The organism is Azospirillum agricola (assembly GCF_017876095.1).
Taxonomy (GTDB): domain Bacteria; phylum Pseudomonadota; class Alphaproteobacteria; order Azospirillales; family Azospirillaceae; genus Azospirillum; species Azospirillum agricola.
The window spans coordinates 150873-170624 of the sequence record NZ_JAGINM010000003.1 but is presented as its reverse complement, the minus strand read 5'-3'; the positions used below and the strand labels follow the sequence as shown (position 1 = coordinate 170624).

Sequence of the window (19752 nt, the reverse complement as noted above, 5' to 3'; positions counted from 1 at the left end):
TCAGTAGGCGCCCGACCCCCGGATCATCACCATCGGCGTCGCCAGGATGATCCGCGCATCCAGGAGCAGCCGCCATTTCCGGCGGTAGGCGTGGTCCAGCGCCACCCGCCGGCGGTAGCGCGTGTCGCTGCGGCCGCTCACCTGCCACAGGCCGGTGATGCCCGGCCGGCAGCTCCTGTAGCTGGCGAAGTAGCGCCCGTAGCGCGCCACCTCGGCGGCGACGATCGGGCGCGGCCCGACGAGGCTCATGTCGCCGCGCAGCACGTTGAGGATCTGCGGCAGCTCATCCAGGCTGCTGCGCCGCAGGAAACGGCCGATCCGCGTGACGCGCGGGTCGTTCCTCAGCTTGTGGGTCCGCCGCCACTCCTCGGCGGCGGCGGGATCGCGGGCGAGCTGGCGCTGGAGCGCCGCCTCGGAATCCACGCACATGCTGCGGAACTTCAGGCAGTCGAACGGGACGCCCTCGGCGCCGAGCCGGGGCTGCCGGTAGATGCCCGGCCCGCCGTCGCGCCGCACCAGCAGCCACAGCAGGATCATCAAGGGGCCGAACAGCAGCAGCAGCGCCGACGCCCCGACGACGTCGACCAGCCGCTTGAGCGCGTTGTCGTACAGCGCCGGAGGGCCGGCGGCCTCCCGGCGCCGCGCCCGGTCCGGGCGGCGGCCCGAGCGGCGGGGCGGATGGTTGTGCAGGGTTATGGACATGTCTCCCCCCATTGTCCGTGGTCAGGCACCCGGTCGTGGCGGCCGGCCCGGCGCTATTGCAGCCGCGCCTGGAGGGCGGCCTGCGGCAGGCCGGCCCGCTCCGCGATCTCGTGGGTGTAGAAATCGACCCAGCGCATGGCGACGCGCGCCGCCCCGTACTCCTCGGCCAGCCGCCGGGACGCCAGCCCCATGCGCTCCATCATCGGCGCGTGGCAGCACAGCAGCCGGATCGCCTCGGTGAACTCGGCCGCCGTGTCGCAGACGAAGCCGTTGACGAAGCTGGTCAGCAGCTCCCGGTTGCCGTCCGCCGGGGTGACGACCAGCGGAAGCCCGCAGGACATCGCCTCCAGCACCGAGATGGGCAGCCCCTCCCACACCGAGGTCTGAATGTAGATGTCGGCGTCCCGCAGGATGCCGGCGACGCGGTCGTGCGGCAGCCAGCCGGTGATGGCGACGTTGTCCGGCACGGCGCAGCCGGCGGGAACCTCGCCGGCGCCGACCCAGAGGAAATCGACGGCCTCGCCGGCCAGCCGGGCGGCGACCTCGCAGAACAGCGGAAAATTCTTCTGCGGGCGGATCGAGCCGACGCTGACCACCGTGCGGCGGCGGCCCGGCAACGGCGCGGCGTCCGGCGCCGAAGCGGTCCGGCCCGCGCCATCGCCGAACTGGGCCAGCTCGATCATGTTCGGGATCATCGCCGCGCGCCGGGCGACCTGCCGGGCGTAGGCGTATTCCGTCCGCCCGACGGCGACGGTGGTGTGCGCGGTGCGTCCCAGCAGCCACTCCACCGCCCAGAACAGCCGGTTCGACGGCCGCGCCCGGCCGCCGCGCAGGAAGGCGTAGCAGTGCGGGGTGTAGATCACCGACGGACGGCCGCGCGGGAACGCCAGGCGCACGAGGGCGCCGGCCTTGCTGGAATGGGCGTGGATCAGGTCGGGCTCGAGCGCCTGCACCGTGCGGCGGAGCTGGCGGACCGCCGCCACGTCCTTGAGCGGGTTGAGGCTGCGCGAGACGTCCCAGGGCTGGAAGACGGTTTCCGGAGGGAACATCGCCTCGAAGTCCGCCGGGGTTTCCCAGCGCCGTCCGTACAGGATCGAGAAGGAGAAATCCCCTTGCAGCTCCTTGCAGATCATCGCCAGCGCCGTCAGCACGCCGGTCGAAAAGCACTCGGTGACGTGGAGTATCCGGGGACGGCCTTGGGGATCGGTACGCTGATGGGTTTGCGCGCCGCCCTCGCGAAGAGGACAGTCGGAGCGCAGCACACCATAAGTCATCGCTGTTCCTCCTTTGCATCACGGCGCGGCCACGGACGTCGGGCATTCCGGCAGGAAGCGAAGTCCATCATTGCGGCACTTCAGCCTTCCGAATGATCGCCATGAATGCTGAATGGATGGACATCGTTCATGGGACCGAAAACGGGGCCGAAAAGGGGATCAAAATCCTGCCCGGTAACTTTGGTCTTGGATTTCGTCCTTTTATTTTGAAGAACGATTCCCGTACCGATCGGCCAGAAGTCACGCCGTATATTTGTGTTATAATTTAGACCATGCATATTTATCAATAATCACTCTACGTTCGTCCGGATTGCCGACAAGAATTTTATTGAATTATGGAAGTTCATTCGAATTGATTTCAAAGAACCCCACCATCGTCTTTTTTGAATACTCATTCCGGAGGGCCGGCGGCACCCAATCGAAGGCCAAAGGGGACGCGGAGCGCATCGGGGGCGGGTTGCGCGTTCCGGGACGACGGGGCCGGGCCGGCCAGGGACGCCGTTTCCGCGACAGGCCCGACAAAGGACGATGCCCGCCCCCACGGATCGGACGACGCTTCCCACCTCTCGTCAGAAGGGACGATACCTCCCCCACTCCCATCCAGCCAAAATGATGAGATGGAGAATTCCATGAAAAACTTGGCGTAGGCATCGTTGATCGCCCGTACTCTTTGCGGTAGCCGAAATGAAAAAAGATCAAAATCTTTAAACAGGCGCGCCCTGCTGATACAGTCCCTCTGTCGGCATTCGCCGATTTGCCCTGATTTCATTTTCCCGACGCCCATCATTTGGTGCGCCATGCCGGGAACCGAACCGCCCGGACGGCGGACGGGGGCGCGCGACGCCGGCCCTGCCGGCGTTCCCGAGTGCGGCGTCGGAACGACGATCCACCGGGATGCCTTCAGCGGCGACGCCGGACGCACCGGCCATCCGCTGGGAGATCCGCTGGGGAAACAAGGGGTGTTCACATGGCAATCAGTCAGGACGAGAGACGTCGCCCGCTTTCCGCAAGGAGGAACAGCTTCGACCATGAGCTGGTGATCGAACAGAACCCCGCGCGGACGGGCGCGTCGTGGAACGCCGGGCCGGGAGACGCCGGGCTGGGGTGGGTGGCCCTGGCGTTCCGCCGCTATCTTCTGCTGATCGTCGCCGTGACGGCCGCGCTGAGCGGACTCTTCGCGCTCGCCGCCGATCTGGTGCCGTCGCGCTACACGGCAACCGCGCTGGTGATGATCGAACCCCGCAAGGGGCAGGTGTTCCAGTTCGCCAACGTGGTGTCGAGCCTGCCCCCCGACCTCGCCGTCGTGAAGTCGGAAACCGACGTCCTGCAATCCCATGCGCTGGCCCGCAAGGTCGCCGAACGGCTCGATCCGGCGCGGCGACGCGGCGCGCTCGGCGACGGGATGGGCGACGGCATCGGCCTGCGCCTCCGCAACGAGACGGCGCGCCTGCGCGCGGCTCTGTCGCCCTGGCTGCCGGCCGGCCTGCTGCCCGACGTTCCCGCCCCGGCGGCGGCGGCGCCCGAGGGCTTCCCCGACGCCGACGTCTTCCTCGACCGGGTGGCGAAGACCCTTCAGGAGCGGATCCAGATCCTGGTCGACGGCCGCTCCTACGTCTTCCACATCCGCTACCGCTCGACCGACCCGACGCTCGCGGCGGCGGTCGCCAACGCCTATGCCGCCGCCTACATCAAGGACCAGCTCGACCTCAAGCGCGCGCTGATCCGCGGCGCCAACGGCCGCATCGAGGGCGGGCTGGAGGCGCTGGAACGCCAGGCGCGCGAGAGCGACATGGCGGTCCAGCGCTACGTCGCCGACCACGGGCTGTTCCAGGTCGGCGGCGAGACGCTGGCGGCCCAGCAGCTCGGCGGCGTCGGCAAGGAGCTGTCGCAGATCGCCGCCGACCGGGCGGACAAGGAGGCGGCGCTTGCCGAGCTGAGGCGCGCCGCCCAGGACGCGAACGGCGCCGCCTCGCGCTCGGCCGTGCTGAAATCCCCGCTGATCGAGCGCCTGCGCGAGCGCGAGGCCGAGATGACGCAGCGGCTCGCCAACCTGCGCGAACGCTACATGGGCAACCACCCCGAGGTGGTCGCGGCGACGGCGGCGCTGCGCGACCTGCGCGGCAAGATCGCCGACGAGATCGAGCGCATCATCCGCAACGCCCAGGGCGAGGTCGACACCGCCGCCCGCCGCGAGGCCGCCGCGCGCGAGCGTCTGAAGGCCCTGCAATCCAACGCCGGCGTCGCCGAGGAGGACATGGTGGCCCTGCGCGAACTCCAGCGCCGGGCGGCGGCCGACCGCAGCCTCTACGAATCCTTCCTGCACCGCGCCGGCGAGACGCTGGCCGAGCAGAGCACCGAGACGCCCGACGCGCGGATCGTCTCCGAGGCGCCGGTGCCGGAGGACGCCTTCCCGCCGCGCGCGCTGCTGGTGGCCGGCGGGGTCGTCGTCTCGGCCGTGCTGGCCGGGCTGCTGGCGCTGCTGCTCGAACGGCGGCGGGCGGGAATCCGGACGGAAACCGACGCCGAGGCCCTGCTCGGCGTGCCGGTGCTCGGCATGACGCTGGACACCCGGCGGGGCGGCGGCGGGCGGAACGGCGGCCGCAACAGCCGGCCGGTCGATCTGGTGGCGCGCGACCGCTCCAGCGCCTACAGCGAATCGCTGGCCCAGATCCGCACCGGCGTCCAGCAGAGCGTCGACGGGCTGGCCCCCAAGGTGGTGCTCGTCACCTCCTCGATCCCGGGGGAGGGCAAGTCGGTCTTCGCCGCCTCCTTCGCCCGCGGCGCCGCGCTGTCGCGCATCCGCACGCTGGTGGTGGAGTGCGACATGCGGCGCCCGACCCTGGCCCGGCTGCTGTCGGCGAGGCCGCCGCGGCCGGTCGCCGGCCTGCGCTCGCTCGAGGCCGGCTTCGCCGGCCTCGAGCGGCTGGTCCACACCGATCCCGACACCGGCCTCGACTTCATCCCGGCCGGCGACGGCGACGCCCATCCCGAGGACATCCTGCGCAGCCTGGACTTCGAGCGGCTGATCCTGGAGGCCCGGCGCTGCTACGACCTGATCGTCCTCGACGCCCCGCCGGTGCTGAGCGTGTCCGACGCGCGGATCATCGCCCCGCTCGCCGACCACATGATCCTGGCGCTGCGCTGGGACAGCACGCGGCCGAACGTCGCCCAGGCGGCGCTGAAGAGCCTGCGCAGCAGCGGCCTCCAGGGAATCGGCGTGGTGCTGACCCAGGTCGACATGCGCCGGCAGGCGCTCTACCAGCCGCAGGTCCAGAGCTACGGCTACGCCAGCCATCCGGGCGTCGGCGCGTCGTGAGGGGGCCGTGACCGGATCGAAACCGGCCACCCCGCCCTTCCGACCCGTCATGCCCGTGCCAGGCACGGGCATCCCCGGACAAGCCTCGGGATTCCGCGTGAATCTCCCGAGGGCATCGCACTTTCCCGCAAAAGACAGGTCGAGGGACCGAATGAAACCCTTCGCACGGCGCCCGACGCCCTTCCTGACGGCGCTCACGGCGGGGACCGGGAGGATCGCCCAGGCGGCCTGCACGGCGCTGACGATCCCGCTGGTCGCCAACCACCTCGACGCCGAGGAGTTCGGGCTGTGGATCGCCGTCACCGGGCTGATGGCCTTCGGCGGCGTCATCGACCTCGGCATCGGCGGCGATCTGGTCAACCGGCTGGGGCTCGCCATCGAGACGCGGGACGAATCCGGCGCCCGGCGCTGCATCGCCACCGCCTACGCCATCCTGCTCGCCTTCGGCGCGCTGATCGTCGCCGGCAGCCTGCTGGCCCACGCGACGCTGCCCATCGACCAGTGGCTGCCGGTCCAGCAGTCCGCCACCGCGCGGGAGGGGGCGCTGGCGTTGACCATCGCCGTCGTCTGCCTCGGCCTGCTGGCGCCGGTCGGGGTGGTCGGCAAGATGCGGCTGGCCTGCCACGAAAGCCACATCCACTATTTCTGGGACACGGTCGCCACCGGGCTGATGGTGCTGTCGGTCGCCGTCGCCTGCGTCGCCGGCGGCGGGATGATCGCGCTGACGCTGGCCATCACGGTGCCGCCGGTGGTGGTCAACGTCGTCAACACCATCCTGTTCTTCCGGCGCGGGCGGCTCGCCATCGCCCCCACAGCCAAGGCGGCGGATTTCCGGCTGGCGCTGCGTTTCCTGCGCTCGGGGGCGCTGTTCTTCGTCATCTCGGTGGCGACCCTCGTCTGCATCGGCACCGACGCGATCATCGCGCTCTACGCGCTGGGCGGCGAGGTGGCGGCGCAGTGCGGCGTCGCCATCAAGCTGGTCACCTCGCTCCAGGCGGTGATCGGCATGATGCTGGTCCCCTACTGGCCGCTCTACGCCGCCCCGCTGGCCGGCGGACGGGTGGCTGAGGTGTGGCGGATCCTCGGCCGCTCGCTGGCGATGGCGCTGCTGATCGCGCTGCCGCTGGCGGCCGCCCTCGCCGGGTTCGGCAACGACATCCTGCGTTTCTGGGTCGGGGCGGGCATCGCCGTTCCCGCCGGCCTGATGCTGGCCTGCGCCGTCTGGCTGCCGCTCTACGCGCTGGGCGCGGCGACCAGCGCCTGCGCCTGCAACACCCCCTTCGTCCCGGCGCTGGCCCGCATCATGACCGTCGCCACCGTCGTGATGGTCGCCGCCAAGATTGTCCTCGCGGAGCATCTCGGCCCGGCCGGCATCGTCTGGGGCGGCGTCGCCGCCTACCCCGTCGTGGTGCTGCTGCCGACGCTGGCGGCGATCGCCTGGAGGCTCCGCCGCCCGGCGGCGACGGCGCTGACCCCGGCCACGCGGGGCGTGGGATGAGCGCCCTGCTGAAGACCGGCGGGCCGCCCCCGGCCGGGCCGGTCGCCGCCGCCGTGCCCGCCTCCCGGCCGGGGGCGGCGGTGGCGCCGGGGCGCGCCCTGACCCTGACCGATTCCTGGTTCCTGTTCGGGCTGGCGGCCGATCTGGTCTCCATGGCCGTGGAGACGGTGGCGCCGGTCAAGTTCGGCGAGTTCGTCATGCTGGCCGCCCTGCTGGCGCGCGCCGGCCTTCCGGCCGACCCGCGCCAGCGCCGGTTCCACGCTGTCGGGCTGGCGCTGATCGGCGCGCTCGCGCTGTGGACGGTGCTCGCCGACGTCATGGCCGGAACCGGGGCGGACGGGATCGCCAAGACCGCCTTCCGCTTTCCGGTGCTGCTGCTGCCGATCATCCTGTTCGCCACCGCCGAGGACCAGCTTCCCTTCATGAAGATGTGCGTCGGCATGTACGCGTCGAAATGGCTGTTCTTCTTCACCATCAGCCTCGCCGAGCTGGGCGGGGTCGACACCGGCTATTCGCTGAACGAGTCGGCCGATTCCTTCAAATGGATCACCCCGGCGCCGACGGCCTGCCTGCTGGTCGCCTGGGCGCTGCGCCCGGTGATGTCGCGCGGGCAGCTGCGGCTCTGGCGCTTCGCCTGCGCCACCTCGCTGATCTCCTGCGCCGTGACGCTGTCGCGCACGACGCTGCTGATGATCGTGCTCGGCTTCGGCTGGGTCCTGGCCGACCGGATCGGCGGGCGCGTCGTCGGCCGGCGCCTCTGCACGGCGCTGCTGGTCGCCGTGCTGCTGGCCCTGCCGCTGATGCCGATCGTCGGAACCGTCTACATGCCGTCGGACGCCATCTACGGCTCCGACCTGGAGACGCCGAGCAACCTGGAGCGCACCTTCCTGCTGGAGACCGGCCTCGCCATCCTGCGCGACGCGCCGCTGTTCGGCGTCGGCAGCACCGCCTTCCACGACTTCTACGCCCCCTGGTTCACCTACCTGTTCCAGTACGAGGCCAAGGTGGACAGCGCGCACAACATCCTGATGGACATCGCCATCCCCTTCGGGCTTCCGGCCGCCGCGATCTTCGTCGCGCTCTACGGCACCCTGATGCGCGACGCCCTGGCGACGGCGCGCGACCGGGCGATCACCATCATCGCCCTGTGGAGCATCGCCATCCCCTACTCCTTCATCCCAACCGCGGGCACCAACCGCCTTCAGGCGACGCTTCTGTGGTTCGTCGTCTTCCTGCTGCCGCGCTGGACGGCATCCCGGCGGCCCGGCCCGTAGGGACCACACTGGTTTACGGACGCTGAACCGTTCCGTGACAATTCGAGGAAAATCCAGGATTGGAGGCTTCGCGAGGCGTCCCAACTGTCTCCCGGATGCATCACAACATTTTAGATAAGTTCGCGGCGATATTGTCTCAAGCAAACAGCACTTGACGACAGACTTCGCAAAGGACTCGGTGATATGGCGAACCTCACCCCTCAGGCCCCGGCTGGCAGCACCTGGAAGCTCGTCTTCGACGACGAGTTCAACGGCACCAAGGTCGACACGACCAAATGGACCGACAGCTCCAGCGCCGAAGCGGATGGCGGCCACGGCAACCTCGGCAACCGGCAGCTCGAGTGGAACCAGATGAAGAACGCCACCGTCTCGGATGGCATTCTGTCGCTGACCGCCAAGCGCGAGTCCTACACCTCGGCCTCGGGCACCCATTACGACTGGACCTCGGCGCTGCTGACCACCTCGCCGTCCTTCACCTTCCAGTACGGCTACATCGAGGAACGCGCCAAGATGCCGGCGGAGAAGGGCTTCTGGCCCGCCTTCTGGACCTGGCAGGCGCCCGGCGTGAACTCCTGGCAGGAAACCGACGCCTACGAATACTACTCGGACAACAAGTCGAAGATCTACCTGACCTCGCACGCCGGCTCGGGCGGCGGCAGCATCTACGACCTGCCCTTCGATCCGACCACGGACTTCCACACCTACGGCGTGGACATCCGTCCCACCGGCACGACCTGGTACATCGACGGCGTGAAGGTCGCCAGCGCGTCGGGCTCGCCCTCGGCCCCGACCAACATCATCACCAACCTCGCGGTGTTCAAGGACATCCAGCCGGCCGCCTCGACCATGAGCGCGACCAAGCAGGTGGACTATATCCGCGCCTATTCCTACGACCCCAGCGCCAAGGAGGTGACGCCGCAGGAGGGCTATGACGGGCCGGGCGCCACCCCGACCACGCCCACCAACCCGACGACTCCGACCACCCCCACCACGCCGACGACGCCCACCACCCCGACCGAGCCGACCAGCCCGACGGCCGGCAAGGCGACCATCGTGGTCAACGCCTCCGGCACCCCGGCGGGCGGCGTGAACGCCCACTTCAAGCTGCTGGTCGACGGCAAGCAGATCGGCGAGGGCACGGCCGGCACGACGGCGCAGAACTTCACCTTCACCGCCGACGTCACCCCCGACCAGGCCCACAAGATCCAGGTGCAGTACGACAACGACGGCTGGGCCGCCGGCCAGGACCGCAACCTGAAGGTCAACACCGTCAGCGTCAACGGCCACGTCTACAAGGCGACGGACAGCGCCGTGACCTACGACAAGGGGGCGCTGGACGGCAAGGACGTGGTGAAGGGCCAGGCCGACCTGTGGTGGAACGGCACGCTGGTGGTCAACGCCGGCAAGGCCGACTTCCCGGCCGGCGCGGCCACCACGCCGACGAACGGCGATTCGACCATCACGGTCAACGCCACCGGCACCCCGGCGGGCGGCGTGAACGCCCACTTCAAGCTGCTGGTCGACGGCAAGCAGGTCGGCGAGGCCACCACCGGCACGACGGCCAAGGACTACAGCTTCACCACCAACCTGACCGCCGACCAGGCGCACAAGGTGCAGGTGCAGTACGACAACGACGGCTGGGCCGCCGGCCAGGACCGCAACCTGACGGTGAGCAAGATCACGATCAACGGCAAGGCGGTGTCGCCGACCGACAGCATCGTCAGCTACGACAAGTACGCGCTGGACGGCAAGGACGTCGTCAAGGGGCAGGCCGACATGTGGTGGGACGGGACGCTGGTGGTGAACGCCGACAAGTCCTTCTTCCCGGCGGCCAAGGCGGCGATGGCCTCCGCGGCCTCGGTGTCGGACGCGATGTGGACCCACCTCGCCGCCCAGCAGGCGCCGGCGGCCGAGGCGGCGGCGCTCGACAGCCACCACGACATGGCGACGGGCCTGACGGCGTCGGCGGCGGAGCTGAGCGCCTACGCGCTCGGCCACCTGGACACCGCGCACCTCGCCCACGCGGCCTGATCACGGGTCATTGGAAGAAACTTGAGGCCGGCAGCACCCGCTGCCGGCCTTCCTCTCGATTCCGCCCCGCCTTTTCCCGCCGCCTTCCCCCACCGCCTTCAACGCTCCTCGCGCGGCTCCATCGGAGCGAAGCGGGCGCCGGGACGGGCCCCCGGCCAGGCCGCCGACAGGCGGTCGAGCGCGGTTCGGCAGGCGGCGGCGGCCCTGATCCGCGACCGCCGCACCGCGACCTCGGTCAGGTCGCAGGCGAAGGAGACGCCGCCACGCAGGGTGGCCGGGTAGACGCGCAGCGCGTTGTACCGATGCAATCGCGGCGACCACAGGTTTTCCCAGCGCTCCAGCACGCCGAGGAATTCATGGGCGGCGAGGCCGTTCTCGCAGCCGTAGCGCAGCGTCGCGTGGGTCAGCAGGATGCCCGGCGAACACTCGCTCCAGCGCTCGTCATAGCCGATCTTCAGCTCCCACAGGGTGCGGCCGTGCTCGACGGCGACGCGGCCGGCGACGGTTTCCCCGCCGATCTTCAGGAAGAAGATCCGAAGCATGCCGAGCCGGGCCACCGCCCGGCCGTAGAGCAGGAAGAAGCGCTCCATCGGCGGGTTCGACAGGATCGAGGTTCCGTCGCGGCGCTTCCAGCCGGAATGCTCGATGCGGAAGAAGGCGCGCAGGACGGCCTCGGCCCGCGCCTCGTCGGGTGCCAGCGCCTCGAATTCGACAGCGCCGCGGCTCTCGGCGACTTTCCATTTCCGGCGGACGGCGCTGCGGTGGCGCGACGCCATCGCCGCCTCGAAACCAGCCCAGGGCATGCCGAGCGGCACCCAGGCGCTGTCCAGCCCGGTCCGGGTGAAGCAGCGGGTCAGGCGCGGCGGCCCCGCCTGGAGCAGCCCGGTTTCCGGCCGGTCGGCCGGCAGCCGGTGCAGCAGGAAAGGCCGGCGCCAGCCGACCAGCGCCGCCAACAGCTCCTCCAGCGCCGCCCCGTCCCGGTACAGCAGGGAGGCGGGCTCGTGAAGCGGCTGCCCCATCAGATGCAGGGTTGAGCTGCCGGTGAGGCGGGGCGCCGCCAGCGGAGCGATGGCGCGGACGCCGCTCCCGTCGCGCAGGACCACGGCGCGGGGTTCGTAGAGGCGGCCGTAGGCCTCGGTGAAGGCCATCGCGCATTCGTGGCGGAGCAGCGGATTTCCGCCCGCCGCGAGGTCGTTCCAGTCGTCCCGGAGAGCCGCGAGGCCCCGGATGTCCGAGACCACGTCGATTCTGGAGCCTGTCATCGGATGGCCCTCGGCTGTGGCGGAGATGCCCGAGACTATCGGACACATCCCCGCCTCCGGCCAAAGAAGCGGATGGGTGTACCGAAGAAAAAAGGTCGTGGTCACCGCGCGAATATTTTAAAAGTCCTGCGCATTCCTGACTAGTCGCAAGAGCGGAGGCGGGCCGCCGCCCGCCCGGACCGCTCCGCCGGCAGGGGGATCAGGCCGGGGCCGCCGCCGGGGGCGCGTTGTCGAGGAGGCAGCGGTGGGCTAGATAGGCGGCCTCCGTCCGGTTGGTGGCGCCCATCTTCTTCAGGATGTTGCGGACATGGGCCTTGGCCGTGTTCTCGCACATGCCGAGCTGGTAGGCGATGAGCTTGTTCGACTTGCCTTCATGCAGGCATTTCAGCACCGCCAGCTCGCGCGGCGTCAGCCCCTCCATGCTGGCCTGGGCGGACGCCGCCGGCTCGCCGCGCGGGCCGCCGAAACGGGTGAGCTTGTGCAGTGACGAGGCCGGCACGAAGGTGCCGCCCGCCACCACCAGCCGGATGGCCTCCAGCGCGACGCCCAGACCGAGGCTCGACACGATGTAGCCGCGCACCCCAAGGCCGAGGCATTCCAGGATCAGGTCGATGTCGTCGCGGTCCGAAATGATGATCAGGGGGGTGTTGCGGACCGGGGCGCCGTCTTCCCGGAGCGCCGCCGTGCGCGCCTCGCCCAGCGCGCGGTCGGCGCCGATGTGGCAGAGGACGACGTCGATGCGCTCCCCGCTGGCCATGAGGTCGCCGGCCTCCCGCAGCGACGCCACCGGAATCACCGTCATCCCCTCGCCAAGCGTGCCGAGGCTGAGCGCGAAGCAGTCCCGCGTCAGGCTGTTCTCGTCGACCAGGACGACCAGGATGCGGTCCGTTCTCGTCCGTGCCGCCGGCCCGCCGAGCCCCCCCGCCCTGGCCGCCGGGTCGTCATGGATGCTGATGCTGCTCATCGTCGCCCTTCTCCCTTCGATGTGGCCGGCCCCCCGGCGGTATGGTTTTCCTTGCGGCGCGATACCTCGAATCTTCCGTGACGCCCCCGCCATCCCCTTTCGATAGGAACATTCCCGTCCCACCCAAAGTCCGATCAGAGAAAATCGATCTGGTGATTCTCCCATTCGTCTTTGAGCGGATTTGTCCGGCTGCCGTCTTCCCTATCATGATCGGTGATGATCATGAGTGATCACTCCCTGGCATCGTCACTGTACTGAGGGAAGGTTAGGCGGTAAATGCACAGTTCGGTGAAGCTCGCCAGGGAGAAGGGGGCTGCCCGTACCAATTCCGACGTAGGGACGGCCGGCGACCGCGCCCCGCCCGGCACCGGGGGCGTGCCGTGCGGAACCCGGAACGGCTTTGCCCGAAAATGCCTGGCGATCGAGCGGGGTCAAAACGGATGGCCGTCATCGGGATTGGCTTAGTCAGCTTTGACGACGGATCGGCGGAATGTTGCTGTTGACGGGAAAGCGTCCGGAAGTTTACTTGAATCAAGGCGGTATTATTGCATTGGAAGACTTGGACGGACGAAGAGTTGGGCGGACGAGGAATCCTCCATCGTCCCCACCCGCGTGCGCAGGCACCGGCTCCGCAGCCTCGATCCCCGTCGGAACCGGGATCCGCCTTTCCCTCCGCCATCCCCGCGAAGACGGGGAGACGGGTCCTTCCAGGCGGAACCAATGGGCAGGGTCGGATCGCCGCCTTCGCGGGGATGACGGCCGGGAAAGGGAGGATCGGTTTCGCAGCAGCCTCGACGGGTCAGGGTGGCGTCCAGCGCGCCTGCGTGGGTTTCCCGGTACGGAAGACGGTCGGCATCCGGAAGAAGGGGGCGGTCGCGTGTGCAGGACGTCGGTGGAAAGTGTCATGCTGTGCGGCCTGACGGCCGCCGACCGTCCGTCGACGCCACGGCACGCTCCGGGACGGGGGGACGGAAACGCGTCGTCGGCCCCTCTCCTGCTCGGCGTGATCGACGACCGGGTTCTGTTCGGCGAAAGCCTGGTCAAGGCCATCAACGGCAGCGACAGCGGCCTGTCGGCGTGGCACGCGACGAGCGCGCAGGCGCTCGCCGACCTGCGCGCGGTGCTGGGCCGGGCCGACGTGGTGCTGGTCGCCATCGGCCGTTCCGGCCCGAGCGTCGGGCGCATCGGCCGGGTGATCGAGGCCCTGCTGGCCGAGCGGCCCCACCCGCCGGTGGCAGTGCTGACCGAGCGGATGCGGCCCCCCCTGCTGGAGGAGGGACGGCGGTCGGGCCTGAGCGGCGTCCTGTCCGTCGCGGTCTCCCTGGCTGCCCTGATCGACGCGATCCGCCGTCTGCACAGGGGCGAGCGGCTGAATTTGCCGGACGGCTGATACGGCCGCTCGCCCCGTCCGCTGCCTGTTCCGTGACTGTTTGGTTGCAAAGAAGTGGTAGCGGATGTGACTTTAAAAGCTCATTAACCTTAACGGCCGCATTGTTGGGCAACCGACGCGGGCACTGGCGCCACACCGGCCCCGCCCACCCCAACCTACGCGAGAAGCAAGCCGATGACGACCGCCACCATCACCGACCTTTCTTCCTTCGCCCCGGCCGCCGCCAGCGCCAACACCAGCACCGCCCGCATGGCCGAGGCCATCGCCCGCGTCGCCCTGGTCGACGCCGACGACCGCTTCCGCGAGGCGCTGGGCACCACGCTGGCCGACCAGGGGTACGACGTCCGCCTGTTCGACCGCAGCGGCCCGGCGCTGGACTATCTCGCCAACGGCGGCCAGACCGACATCGTGCTGCTCGACTGGAACATCCCCGGCGCCGACGCCGCCGCGATCCTGCGCGACGCCCGCGACCGCGGCCTGAGCGCGCCGGTGATCTGCCTCGCCGACAAGGTCCACGACGCCGCCGAGGAGATGGCGCTGGCCAACGGCGCCGTCGATTTCGTCGAGAAGACCCGCCGCCTGCCGATCCTGCTGCGCCGCATGGCGCTGGCGATGGACAGCACCCGGGGCCCCGTCGCCAACGGCGACGCGCCGGCCGAAACCGGGCCGGCGATGCAGGTGATCGGCGACCTGGAGCTGCGGCTCGACCAGAGCCGCGCCCTGTGGAAGGGCCAGCGCCTGGACCTGACGCTGACCGAGTTCAACATGGTCAAGCTGATGGCGACCCGGCCGGACGCCGACGTCTCCTACCGCGAGATCTACGACCTGGTCCATGGTCCGGGCTTCATGGCCGGCCACGGCGGCCAGGGCTTCCGCGCCAACGTCCGCGCCTTCATCAAGCGCATCCGCCAGAAGTTCCGCGCCATCGACGCCGAGTTCGACAGCATCGGCAACTATCCGGGCTTCGGCTACCGCTGGACCAGCGAGACGGCCGGCGCGTTGCAGGCCGAGGCGGCCTGACCTACGCTCCCGCCACCCGGCCCATTACCCGGTCGCGCAGCACCCGTTTCGTCACCTTGCCGTTGGCATTGCGCGGCAGAGCCTCCCGAAGCAGCGTCACATGGTCGGGCACCTTGTACTCGGCCAGCGCGGCGCGGCAGAACACCCGCACATCCTCGGCGGTCAGCGCCGCCGAGGCGGTGGTGACGAAGACGTGGATCTTCTCGCCCAGCACCGGATCGGGATGGGCGACGGCCGCCACCTCGACGACGTCCGGATGGCGGGCCAGCGCGTTCTCCAGCTCGACGCTGTAAATCTTGTAGCCGCCCCGATTGATGACGTCGCCCTTGCGGTCGAACAGCCGCAGCCAGCCCCGCGCGTCGAGCGCCCCCAGATCGCCGGACCGCCAATACCCGTCGACGAAGCCGGCGCGCGTCGCGTCCTCGCGGTTCCAATAGCCGGGGATCGTCATCGGCCCGCGGATCCACACCTCCCCCGTCTCCCCCGCCGGGCACTCCCGGCCATCCTCGCCGACGATGCGCAGGTCGCCGCAGGGAACGCACATCCCCACGGTGTCGAGCCCGTCCCGCGTGCGGCCGACCGGCACGACGCTGATGATCGTCGCGCATTCGGTCGAGCCGTAGGCGTTCAACAGATGCAGGTCGGGCAGCCGTTCGGCCATCGCCTCGACCGTCGCCTCCGGCATCGGGGCGCCGCCAAAGCCGCCGATCCGCCAGCATGTCAGATCGTGCCGCGAGACGTCGCCGCGCAGCAGGACCAGATTGTACATCGCCGGCACCAGCACCGTGGTGGTCATCCGCTCGCGGCTGGCCAGCGCCAGGAACGCGTTCGCGTCGAAGGCCGGCATCAGGATGACGCAGCCGGCGACGCGGACCATCGCCAGAAGAACGGCGACCAGCCCGGTGACGTGCGACGCCGGCACCGCGAGGACCGCCCGCTCGCCGTCGCGGTACCGCCAGCACTCCTCGAAATGCATCGCCGAGTGGATGATGTTGACGTGCGCCAGCAGCGCGCCCTTCGGCTTGCCCGTGGTGCCGGAGGTGTAGAGGATGACGGCGGTGTCCTCCTCGTTCCGCGGGACCTCCGGCAGGGTGCGCTCCGCTTCGCACAACAGATTTTCGAAGGGCTCGGCTCCCCCGGCCGCCCCGCCGACGGACAGGCGCAGCACGAGCGACGGCACAGCGCCCTCCTCCGGCATGCGGTCGGCCAGGGCGGCGTCGTGGATGAGGAACTTCGCCCCGCAATCGGCCAGGATGCCGGTGATGCCGGGCCGCTGCTCGCGGGCGCTGACGGGAACCGAGACGAGGCCGATGCGCGCCGCCGCCAACAGCGCGATCAGGAACTCCGCCCGGTTGGTCAGGACCAGCGCCACGCGGTCGCCCGCCCCGCCGCCGCGCGCGACCAGCGCCCCGGCGGCCCGCGTCACCAGCGCGTCCAGCTCCCGATAGGTGAAGCGCCGTTCGCCATCGACCACCGCCTCGTTGCCGGGCGCGCGCGCCACCGCCGCGCGGAGCATCGCGTCGAGCGTGGCGGGCCGTTCGCTGTAGCACGGCACGAGGCGGGTGCCGAAAAGCAATTCGCGCCGCTTGGGAAAGCCCTCACCGTCCGGCCACGCCATCCTGCGTCTCTCCTCTTTGATTTTTCATGAATTTCCGGCGCCCGCGCGCGGATCGGCATAGGGTCGTCCGGCGCGTCGGGCTTGTCCCTCTTTCGAAAATTATGTCATCCTATGAACTGAGTGTCAAACAACGGCACAATCCTGGCATCGAACAACAGCCGGAGCGCCACCCCGGGACGGCCTGCCGACACACGATCCGCCAGACAATCAAACCATCGAGAAGGAGGGAGGACATGCCGAAGCCCCATTACGTGACCACCGCGTCCGGACAGCTGCGCCTGTGGCGGGAGGGCAGCGGCCCAGACCTGCTGGTCCTGCCCGGCCTGATCATGGCGGCGTCGGTCCGTGCCGGCGATCTGGCCCGGCGCCTGCCCGGCTGGACGGTCACGGTGGTCGAATTGCCGGGCATCGGCGGCTCCGCCAACGCCTGGGCCGACGGCGTGGACGGGTTGGCGGCGCTCGTCGCCGAGGCGGCGACCACCGCCGGAATCGGCCCCTGCGCCCTGTTGGCCTTCGATCTGACGGCGCCGCTGGCGGTCGCGCTGGTCGACGCCCTCGCCATCCCGCCGGCGGCCGTCCTGCTCGCCAACGCCGACGCCGCCGAGGCCTGGGCCGAACGCGGCCTGCAACCGCCGCCGCTGGCGCCGCGTGCCGACGGCACCCACCTCGCCGTGCTGTGCGCCCATCTGCGCGACGCCCACATCCTCGACCCGCGCGACCCGCGCCGCCCCTCCCTGACCGGCGACCCGCTGCCGGACGCGGCCGGGCTCGACGCCACGGTGGTCGCCGCCGCCGTGAAGCCGGAACGCTACGCGGCGCTGTGGGCATCCTGCGCCGGGGCGATGCCGCGCCGCGCGCGCACGGGCGGCTCCGCTCCCCAGCGGACGGGGCTGGAGGAGATCCCGGCCCTGCTCGCCGCCGTCCGGGCCAAGCTGCCGGCCGGCCGACCGCTGCCGCCGACCCAACCTTTCGCCGCCCAACCCTTCACCACCCGGCCCTTCGCGGAGCCAGCGGCGGTCTGGCACGATCACGCCGACACGCCCAAGGGGCGGGTGCATCTGCGCCGGGCCGGGCCGGGGGATGCGTCGGGAGGCACGCCGCTGCTCGCCTTCCAGTCGGCGCCGGGATCGTCGGCGCCGCTGCTGCCGCTGATCCGCGGTCTGGCGGGCGGACGGGAGGTCATCGCCCCCGACTATCTCGGCAACGGCGATTCGGACAAGCCCGAGCGGACGGTGGACATCGAGACGCTGGCCGAGGACGCGCTGGCGGTGGCCGACGCGCTGGGGCTCGCCCGCTTCGACCTGTGGGGGACGCACACCGGGGCGCTGGTGGCGCTGGAACTGACGGTCCGCCATCCCGAGCGGGTCGGCCGCGTCGTGCTGGAGGCGCCGGTGCTGATTCCACCGGGCTTCAACGCCGACATCCTGGACAACTACTTCCCGCCGCTGCGGCCCGACCGCTGGGGGTTGCACCTGCTCCAGGCCTGGAACATGCGGCGCGACATGTTCCTGTTCTGGCCGTGGTACCGGCAGGAGCGCGCCGCCGGCCGCGCGCTGGGCGTTCCCACCCCGGAGGTGCTGCACGACTGGGTGGTCGGCCTGCTGAAGAGCGGCGCGCATTACGACCGCTCCTACCGGGCCGCCTTCCGCTACGACACCCGCGCCGCCCTGCCCCGCCTGACCCGCCCGACGCTGATCTGCGCCGGCCCCACCGACATGCTGGTCGAGGGGCTGGCGGAGGCCAGGGAACTGGCCCCCGCCGGCACCGTCGTCACCGGAACCCCGGCGACGGTCTGGTATCCCGATCAGGAGGACACGGCGATGGCGGAGACGCTGGGCGCCTACGACGCCTTCCTGCGCGGCTAGAGTGGATCGCGTAAAACCGGAATCGGTTTGGAGCGTGAATCCGCTCGTCATCAAAAGGCTAAGTTTCGTGCGTTTCTTATTAAACGCACGAAACTTTAGAGCGGCGGTCTCCGCTCGACCCGCGCGTCCGCGTCGTTCCAGCGCCAGCCCGGCACGCCCGGCGCGACGCGGACCCCACCGACCCAGCGCACCGCAGGCGCCAGCGACAGCCCGTCCCGCTCGCCCCGCAGGATCGCCCGCCCCGCCTGCGTGATCGCCAGCCGCCAACGCGGCCAGGGCTGGTCCGTCCCCTGGTCCAGGATCGCCAGCGGCGGCTCCCCGGCCTTCGCCATGGTCCGGACGATCCACAGGAACATCAGGTCGCCCAGCCAGGGCAGCGGATCCCGCTGGCGCATCAGCCGCGCGAAGGCCTGCCCGACCGTCAGTTCCTCCTCCGCGAGCGATTGGAGGACGATGCGTTCGGTCAGCGACAGCCCGTCGCCGGTCCAGGGCAACTCCTGGAGATGGCGGCGGAGCGCCCCCGGCATGTCCGGCAAGCCCTCCGGAGTCGACCGGGCGATGGCCGCCAGCTCGGACGGGTCGTCGCGGCGCAGCGCGTTCCACACGCGCCAGCCCGCCGCCAGGGCTGGCACCGCCACCGGGCGGCGGGTCGGCCACAGCATGCGGATCGCCTCGGGCGGCAACTGCCCGAGGCCGATGAAGCGCGCGGCGCCGGGAAAATGGTTGATCGCGACCATTTCCAGCACCGCCGGAGCCCCGGTTTCATGGAATCGCGCGAGCCAGCGAGCCAGCGCCAACTGGTCGTAGCTGTCGTGCTCGCACCAGAGGACGACGCGCTCGTAGTCGCGGGCGGCCCGCGCCAGCCCCGCCTCCTCCCGCTCCATCCTTTCGGCGATGGCCGCCTCCGTCACCCAGTCCGAAAGGCCGTCGTCGGCCTCGACGATGAAGCGTGCGCGGATGGCGGACAGGCCGTCGCCCGCCGGCACCGGCCCGAACGCGCAGGGGTCGGAATGCTCCAGGAAATCGCCGACGAAACCCGCCCCGGCCAGGGTGCTCCGGATGTCGGAACCGCAGCGGAGGTGCAGGGTTCGCGGACCGGCGTCCGGCGGCGGCGCTCCATGGTTGAGCGTCCGTTCGATCGCGTCCTGGGCCCGTCGCAGGGCCGTGATGTGCGTCTTCAGCCGCGCCCAGCTCGGGCTGCCGAGTTCCCGCGCGATGACGAGCTGGGCGTCGGCGAGTCGCGGCGGCCCATCGGCGGCGATGGCGGCGGCGATGGTGGCGGCGATGGCGGCGGCGTTCGGGTGATGCTCCCGGAGACGGGCCACGGCCTCGGGGTCGCCGGCGCGGAGCGCGCGGAGCAGTTCCTTGGCGCGCGTCCTCTGCTGCTCAAGGTCGAGGCGGAACGGCCAACCCGGCCGCCGGTTCTGGTCGGACATGAGGATCCCTTTTCATGCGCATCCGTGTCCGCCGACAGACAGAAAAGGGAGGGGAAACTCGGCCTCGGGCTCTGTGGTCGCGGGCGCAGCCCTTTCCGCGGA

13 protein-coding genes are annotated in these 19752 nt (G+C 70.4%); 7 read left to right on the top strand and 6 right to left on the bottom strand.

The window, feature by feature from the left end; translation table 11 throughout:
- Together J2847_RS05165 and J2847_RS05160 are read right to left on the bottom strand one after the other, a co-directional pair.
- Positions 1-702 carry a sugar transferase gene (locus J2847_RS05165; RefSeq protein WP_209777658.1) on the bottom strand — a complete coding sequence of 234 codons (702 nt, stop codon included), beginning with the start codon at positions 700-702 and terminating at the stop codon, positions 1-3.
- A 53-nt stretch (positions 703-755) separates the two neighbouring features.
- Positions 756-1976 (bottom strand): glycosyltransferase, encoded by a 1221-nt coding sequence (locus J2847_RS05160; RefSeq protein ID WP_209777656.1) that lies wholly within the window; start codon positions 1974-1976, stop codon positions 756-758.
- 967 nt (positions 1977-2943) lie between these two features.
- Here J2847_RS05160 and J2847_RS05155 point away from each other — a divergent pair.
- The 4 genes from J2847_RS05155 to J2847_RS05140 all read left to right on the top strand — a co-directional run bounded on the left by J2847_RS05155 (position 2944) and on the right by J2847_RS05140 (position 10095).
- Positions 2944-5292: a hypothetical protein gene (locus J2847_RS05155; protein WP_209777655.1), complete on the top strand. Its 2349-nt coding sequence runs from the start codon at positions 2944-2946 to the stop codon at positions 5290-5292.
- A gap of 151 nt (positions 5293-5443) precedes the next feature.
- Positions 5444-6790, top strand: coding sequence for a lipopolysaccharide biosynthesis protein (locus J2847_RS05150; RefSeq protein ID WP_209777653.1), 1347 nt, complete (start codon positions 5444-5446; stop codon positions 6788-6790).
- Complete coding sequence (locus J2847_RS05145; protein ID WP_209777652.1) at positions 6787-8064, top strand: O-antigen ligase family protein; 1278 nt, start codon at positions 6787-6789, stop codon at positions 8062-8064. The genes J2847_RS05150 and J2847_RS05145 overlap by 4 nt, the downstream gene beginning before the upstream one ends.
- Before the next feature lie 183 nt (positions 8065-8247).
- On the top strand, positions 8248-10095 hold the full coding sequence (locus tag J2847_RS05140; protein ID WP_209777650.1) for a carbohydrate-binding domain-containing protein: 1848 nt from the start codon (positions 8248-8250) through the stop codon (positions 10093-10095).
- A 98-nt stretch (positions 10096-10193) separates the two neighbouring features.
- Here J2847_RS05140 and J2847_RS05135 read toward each other — a convergent pair whose 3' ends face one another.
- The gene (locus tag J2847_RS05135; protein ID WP_209777649.1) at positions 10194-11357 is read right to left on the bottom strand and encodes a GNAT family N-acetyltransferase; all 1164 of its coding nucleotides are present in this window, start codon (positions 11355-11357) and stop codon (positions 10194-10196) included.
- 199 nt (positions 11358-11556) lie between these two features.
- On the bottom strand, positions 11557-12321 hold the full coding sequence (locus J2847_RS05130; RefSeq protein ID WP_209777647.1) for a response regulator transcription factor: 765 nt from the start codon (positions 12319-12321) through the stop codon (positions 11557-11559).
- Between the two features lie 892 nt (positions 12322-13213).
- Here J2847_RS05130 and J2847_RS05125 point away from each other — a divergent pair.
- Together J2847_RS05125 and J2847_RS05120 are read left to right on the top strand one after the other, a co-directional pair.
- Complete coding sequence (locus J2847_RS05125; RefSeq protein ID WP_209777646.1) at positions 13214-13711, top strand: response regulator; 498 nt, start codon at positions 13214-13216, stop codon at positions 13709-13711.
- A gap of 174 nt (positions 13712-13885) precedes the next feature.
- On the top strand, positions 13886-14731 hold the full coding sequence (locus J2847_RS05120; protein ID WP_233474298.1) for a response regulator transcription factor: 846 nt from the start codon (positions 13886-13888) through the stop codon (positions 14729-14731).
- Position 14732: 1 nt separating this feature from the next.
- On the opposite strand, the gene J2847_RS05115 is transcribed toward J2847_RS05120, so the two are convergent.
- Complete coding sequence (locus tag J2847_RS05115) at positions 14733-16349, bottom strand: class I adenylate-forming enzyme family protein (RefSeq protein WP_209777644.1); 1617 nt, start codon at positions 16347-16349, stop codon at positions 14733-14735.
- Positions 16350-16582: 233 nt separating this feature from the next.
- Between J2847_RS05115 and J2847_RS05110 the strand changes: the two genes are divergently transcribed.
- A complete protein-coding gene (locus J2847_RS05110; RefSeq protein WP_209777642.1) occupies positions 16583-18214 on the top strand; it encodes an alpha/beta fold hydrolase in 1632 nt (543 codons plus the stop codon).
- 95 nt (positions 18215-18309) lie between these two features.
- On the opposite strand, the gene J2847_RS05105 is transcribed toward J2847_RS05110, so the two are convergent.
- Positions 18310-19650, bottom strand: a complete 1341-nt coding sequence (locus tag J2847_RS05105) for a DUF1835 domain-containing protein (RefSeq protein WP_233474297.1) — start codon at positions 19648-19650, stop codon at positions 18310-18312.
- Positions 19651-19752 lie beyond the last annotated feature (102 nt).

What these genes read in the sequence shown, in the direction of transcription:
- J2847_RS05110 (WP_209777642.1), top strand. Translation starts at nt 16,583, where the DNA reads ATGCCGAAGCCCCATTACGTGACCACCGCGTCCGGACAGCTGCGCCTG.
- J2847_RS05115 (WP_209777644.1), bottom strand. Translation starts at nt 16,349, where the DNA reads ATGGCGTGGCCGGACGGTGAGGGCTTTCCCAAGCGGCGCGAATTGCTT.
- J2847_RS05130 (WP_209777647.1), bottom strand. Translation starts at nt 12,321, where the DNA reads ATGAGCAGCATCAGCATCCATGACGACCCGGCGGCCAGGGCGGGGGGG.
- J2847_RS05150 (WP_209777653.1), top strand. Translation starts at nt 5,444, where the DNA reads ATGAAACCCTTCGCACGGCGCCCGACGCCCTTCCTGACGGCGCTCACG.
- J2847_RS05160 (WP_209777656.1), bottom strand. Translation starts at nt 1,976, where the DNA reads ATGACTTATGGTGTGCTGCGCTCCGACTGTCCTCTTCGCGAGGGCGGC.
- J2847_RS05145 (WP_209777652.1), top strand. Translation starts at nt 6,787, where the DNA reads ATGAGCGCCCTGCTGAAGACCGGCGGGCCGCCCCCGGCCGGGCCGGTC.
- J2847_RS05105 (WP_233474297.1), bottom strand. Translation starts at nt 19,650, where the DNA reads ATGTCCGACCAGAACCGGCGGCCGGGTTGGCCGTTCCGCCTCGACCTT.
- J2847_RS05120 (WP_233474298.1), top strand. Translation starts at nt 13,886, where the DNA reads ATGACGACCGCCACCATCACCGACCTTTCTTCCTTCGCCCCGGCCGCC.
- J2847_RS05135 (WP_209777649.1), bottom strand. Translation starts at nt 11,357, where the DNA reads ATGACAGGCTCCAGAATCGACGTGGTCTCGGACATCCGGGGCCTCGCG.
- J2847_RS05165 (WP_209777658.1), bottom strand. Translation starts at nt 702, where the DNA reads ATGTCCATAACCCTGCACAACCATCCGCCCCGCCGCTCGGGCCGCCGC.
- J2847_RS05140 (WP_209777650.1), top strand. Translation starts at nt 8,248, where the DNA reads ATGGCGAACCTCACCCCTCAGGCCCCGGCTGGCAGCACCTGGAAGCTC.
- J2847_RS05155 (WP_209777655.1), top strand. Translation starts at nt 2,944, where the DNA reads ATGGCAATCAGTCAGGACGAGAGACGTCGCCCGCTTTCCGCAAGGAGG.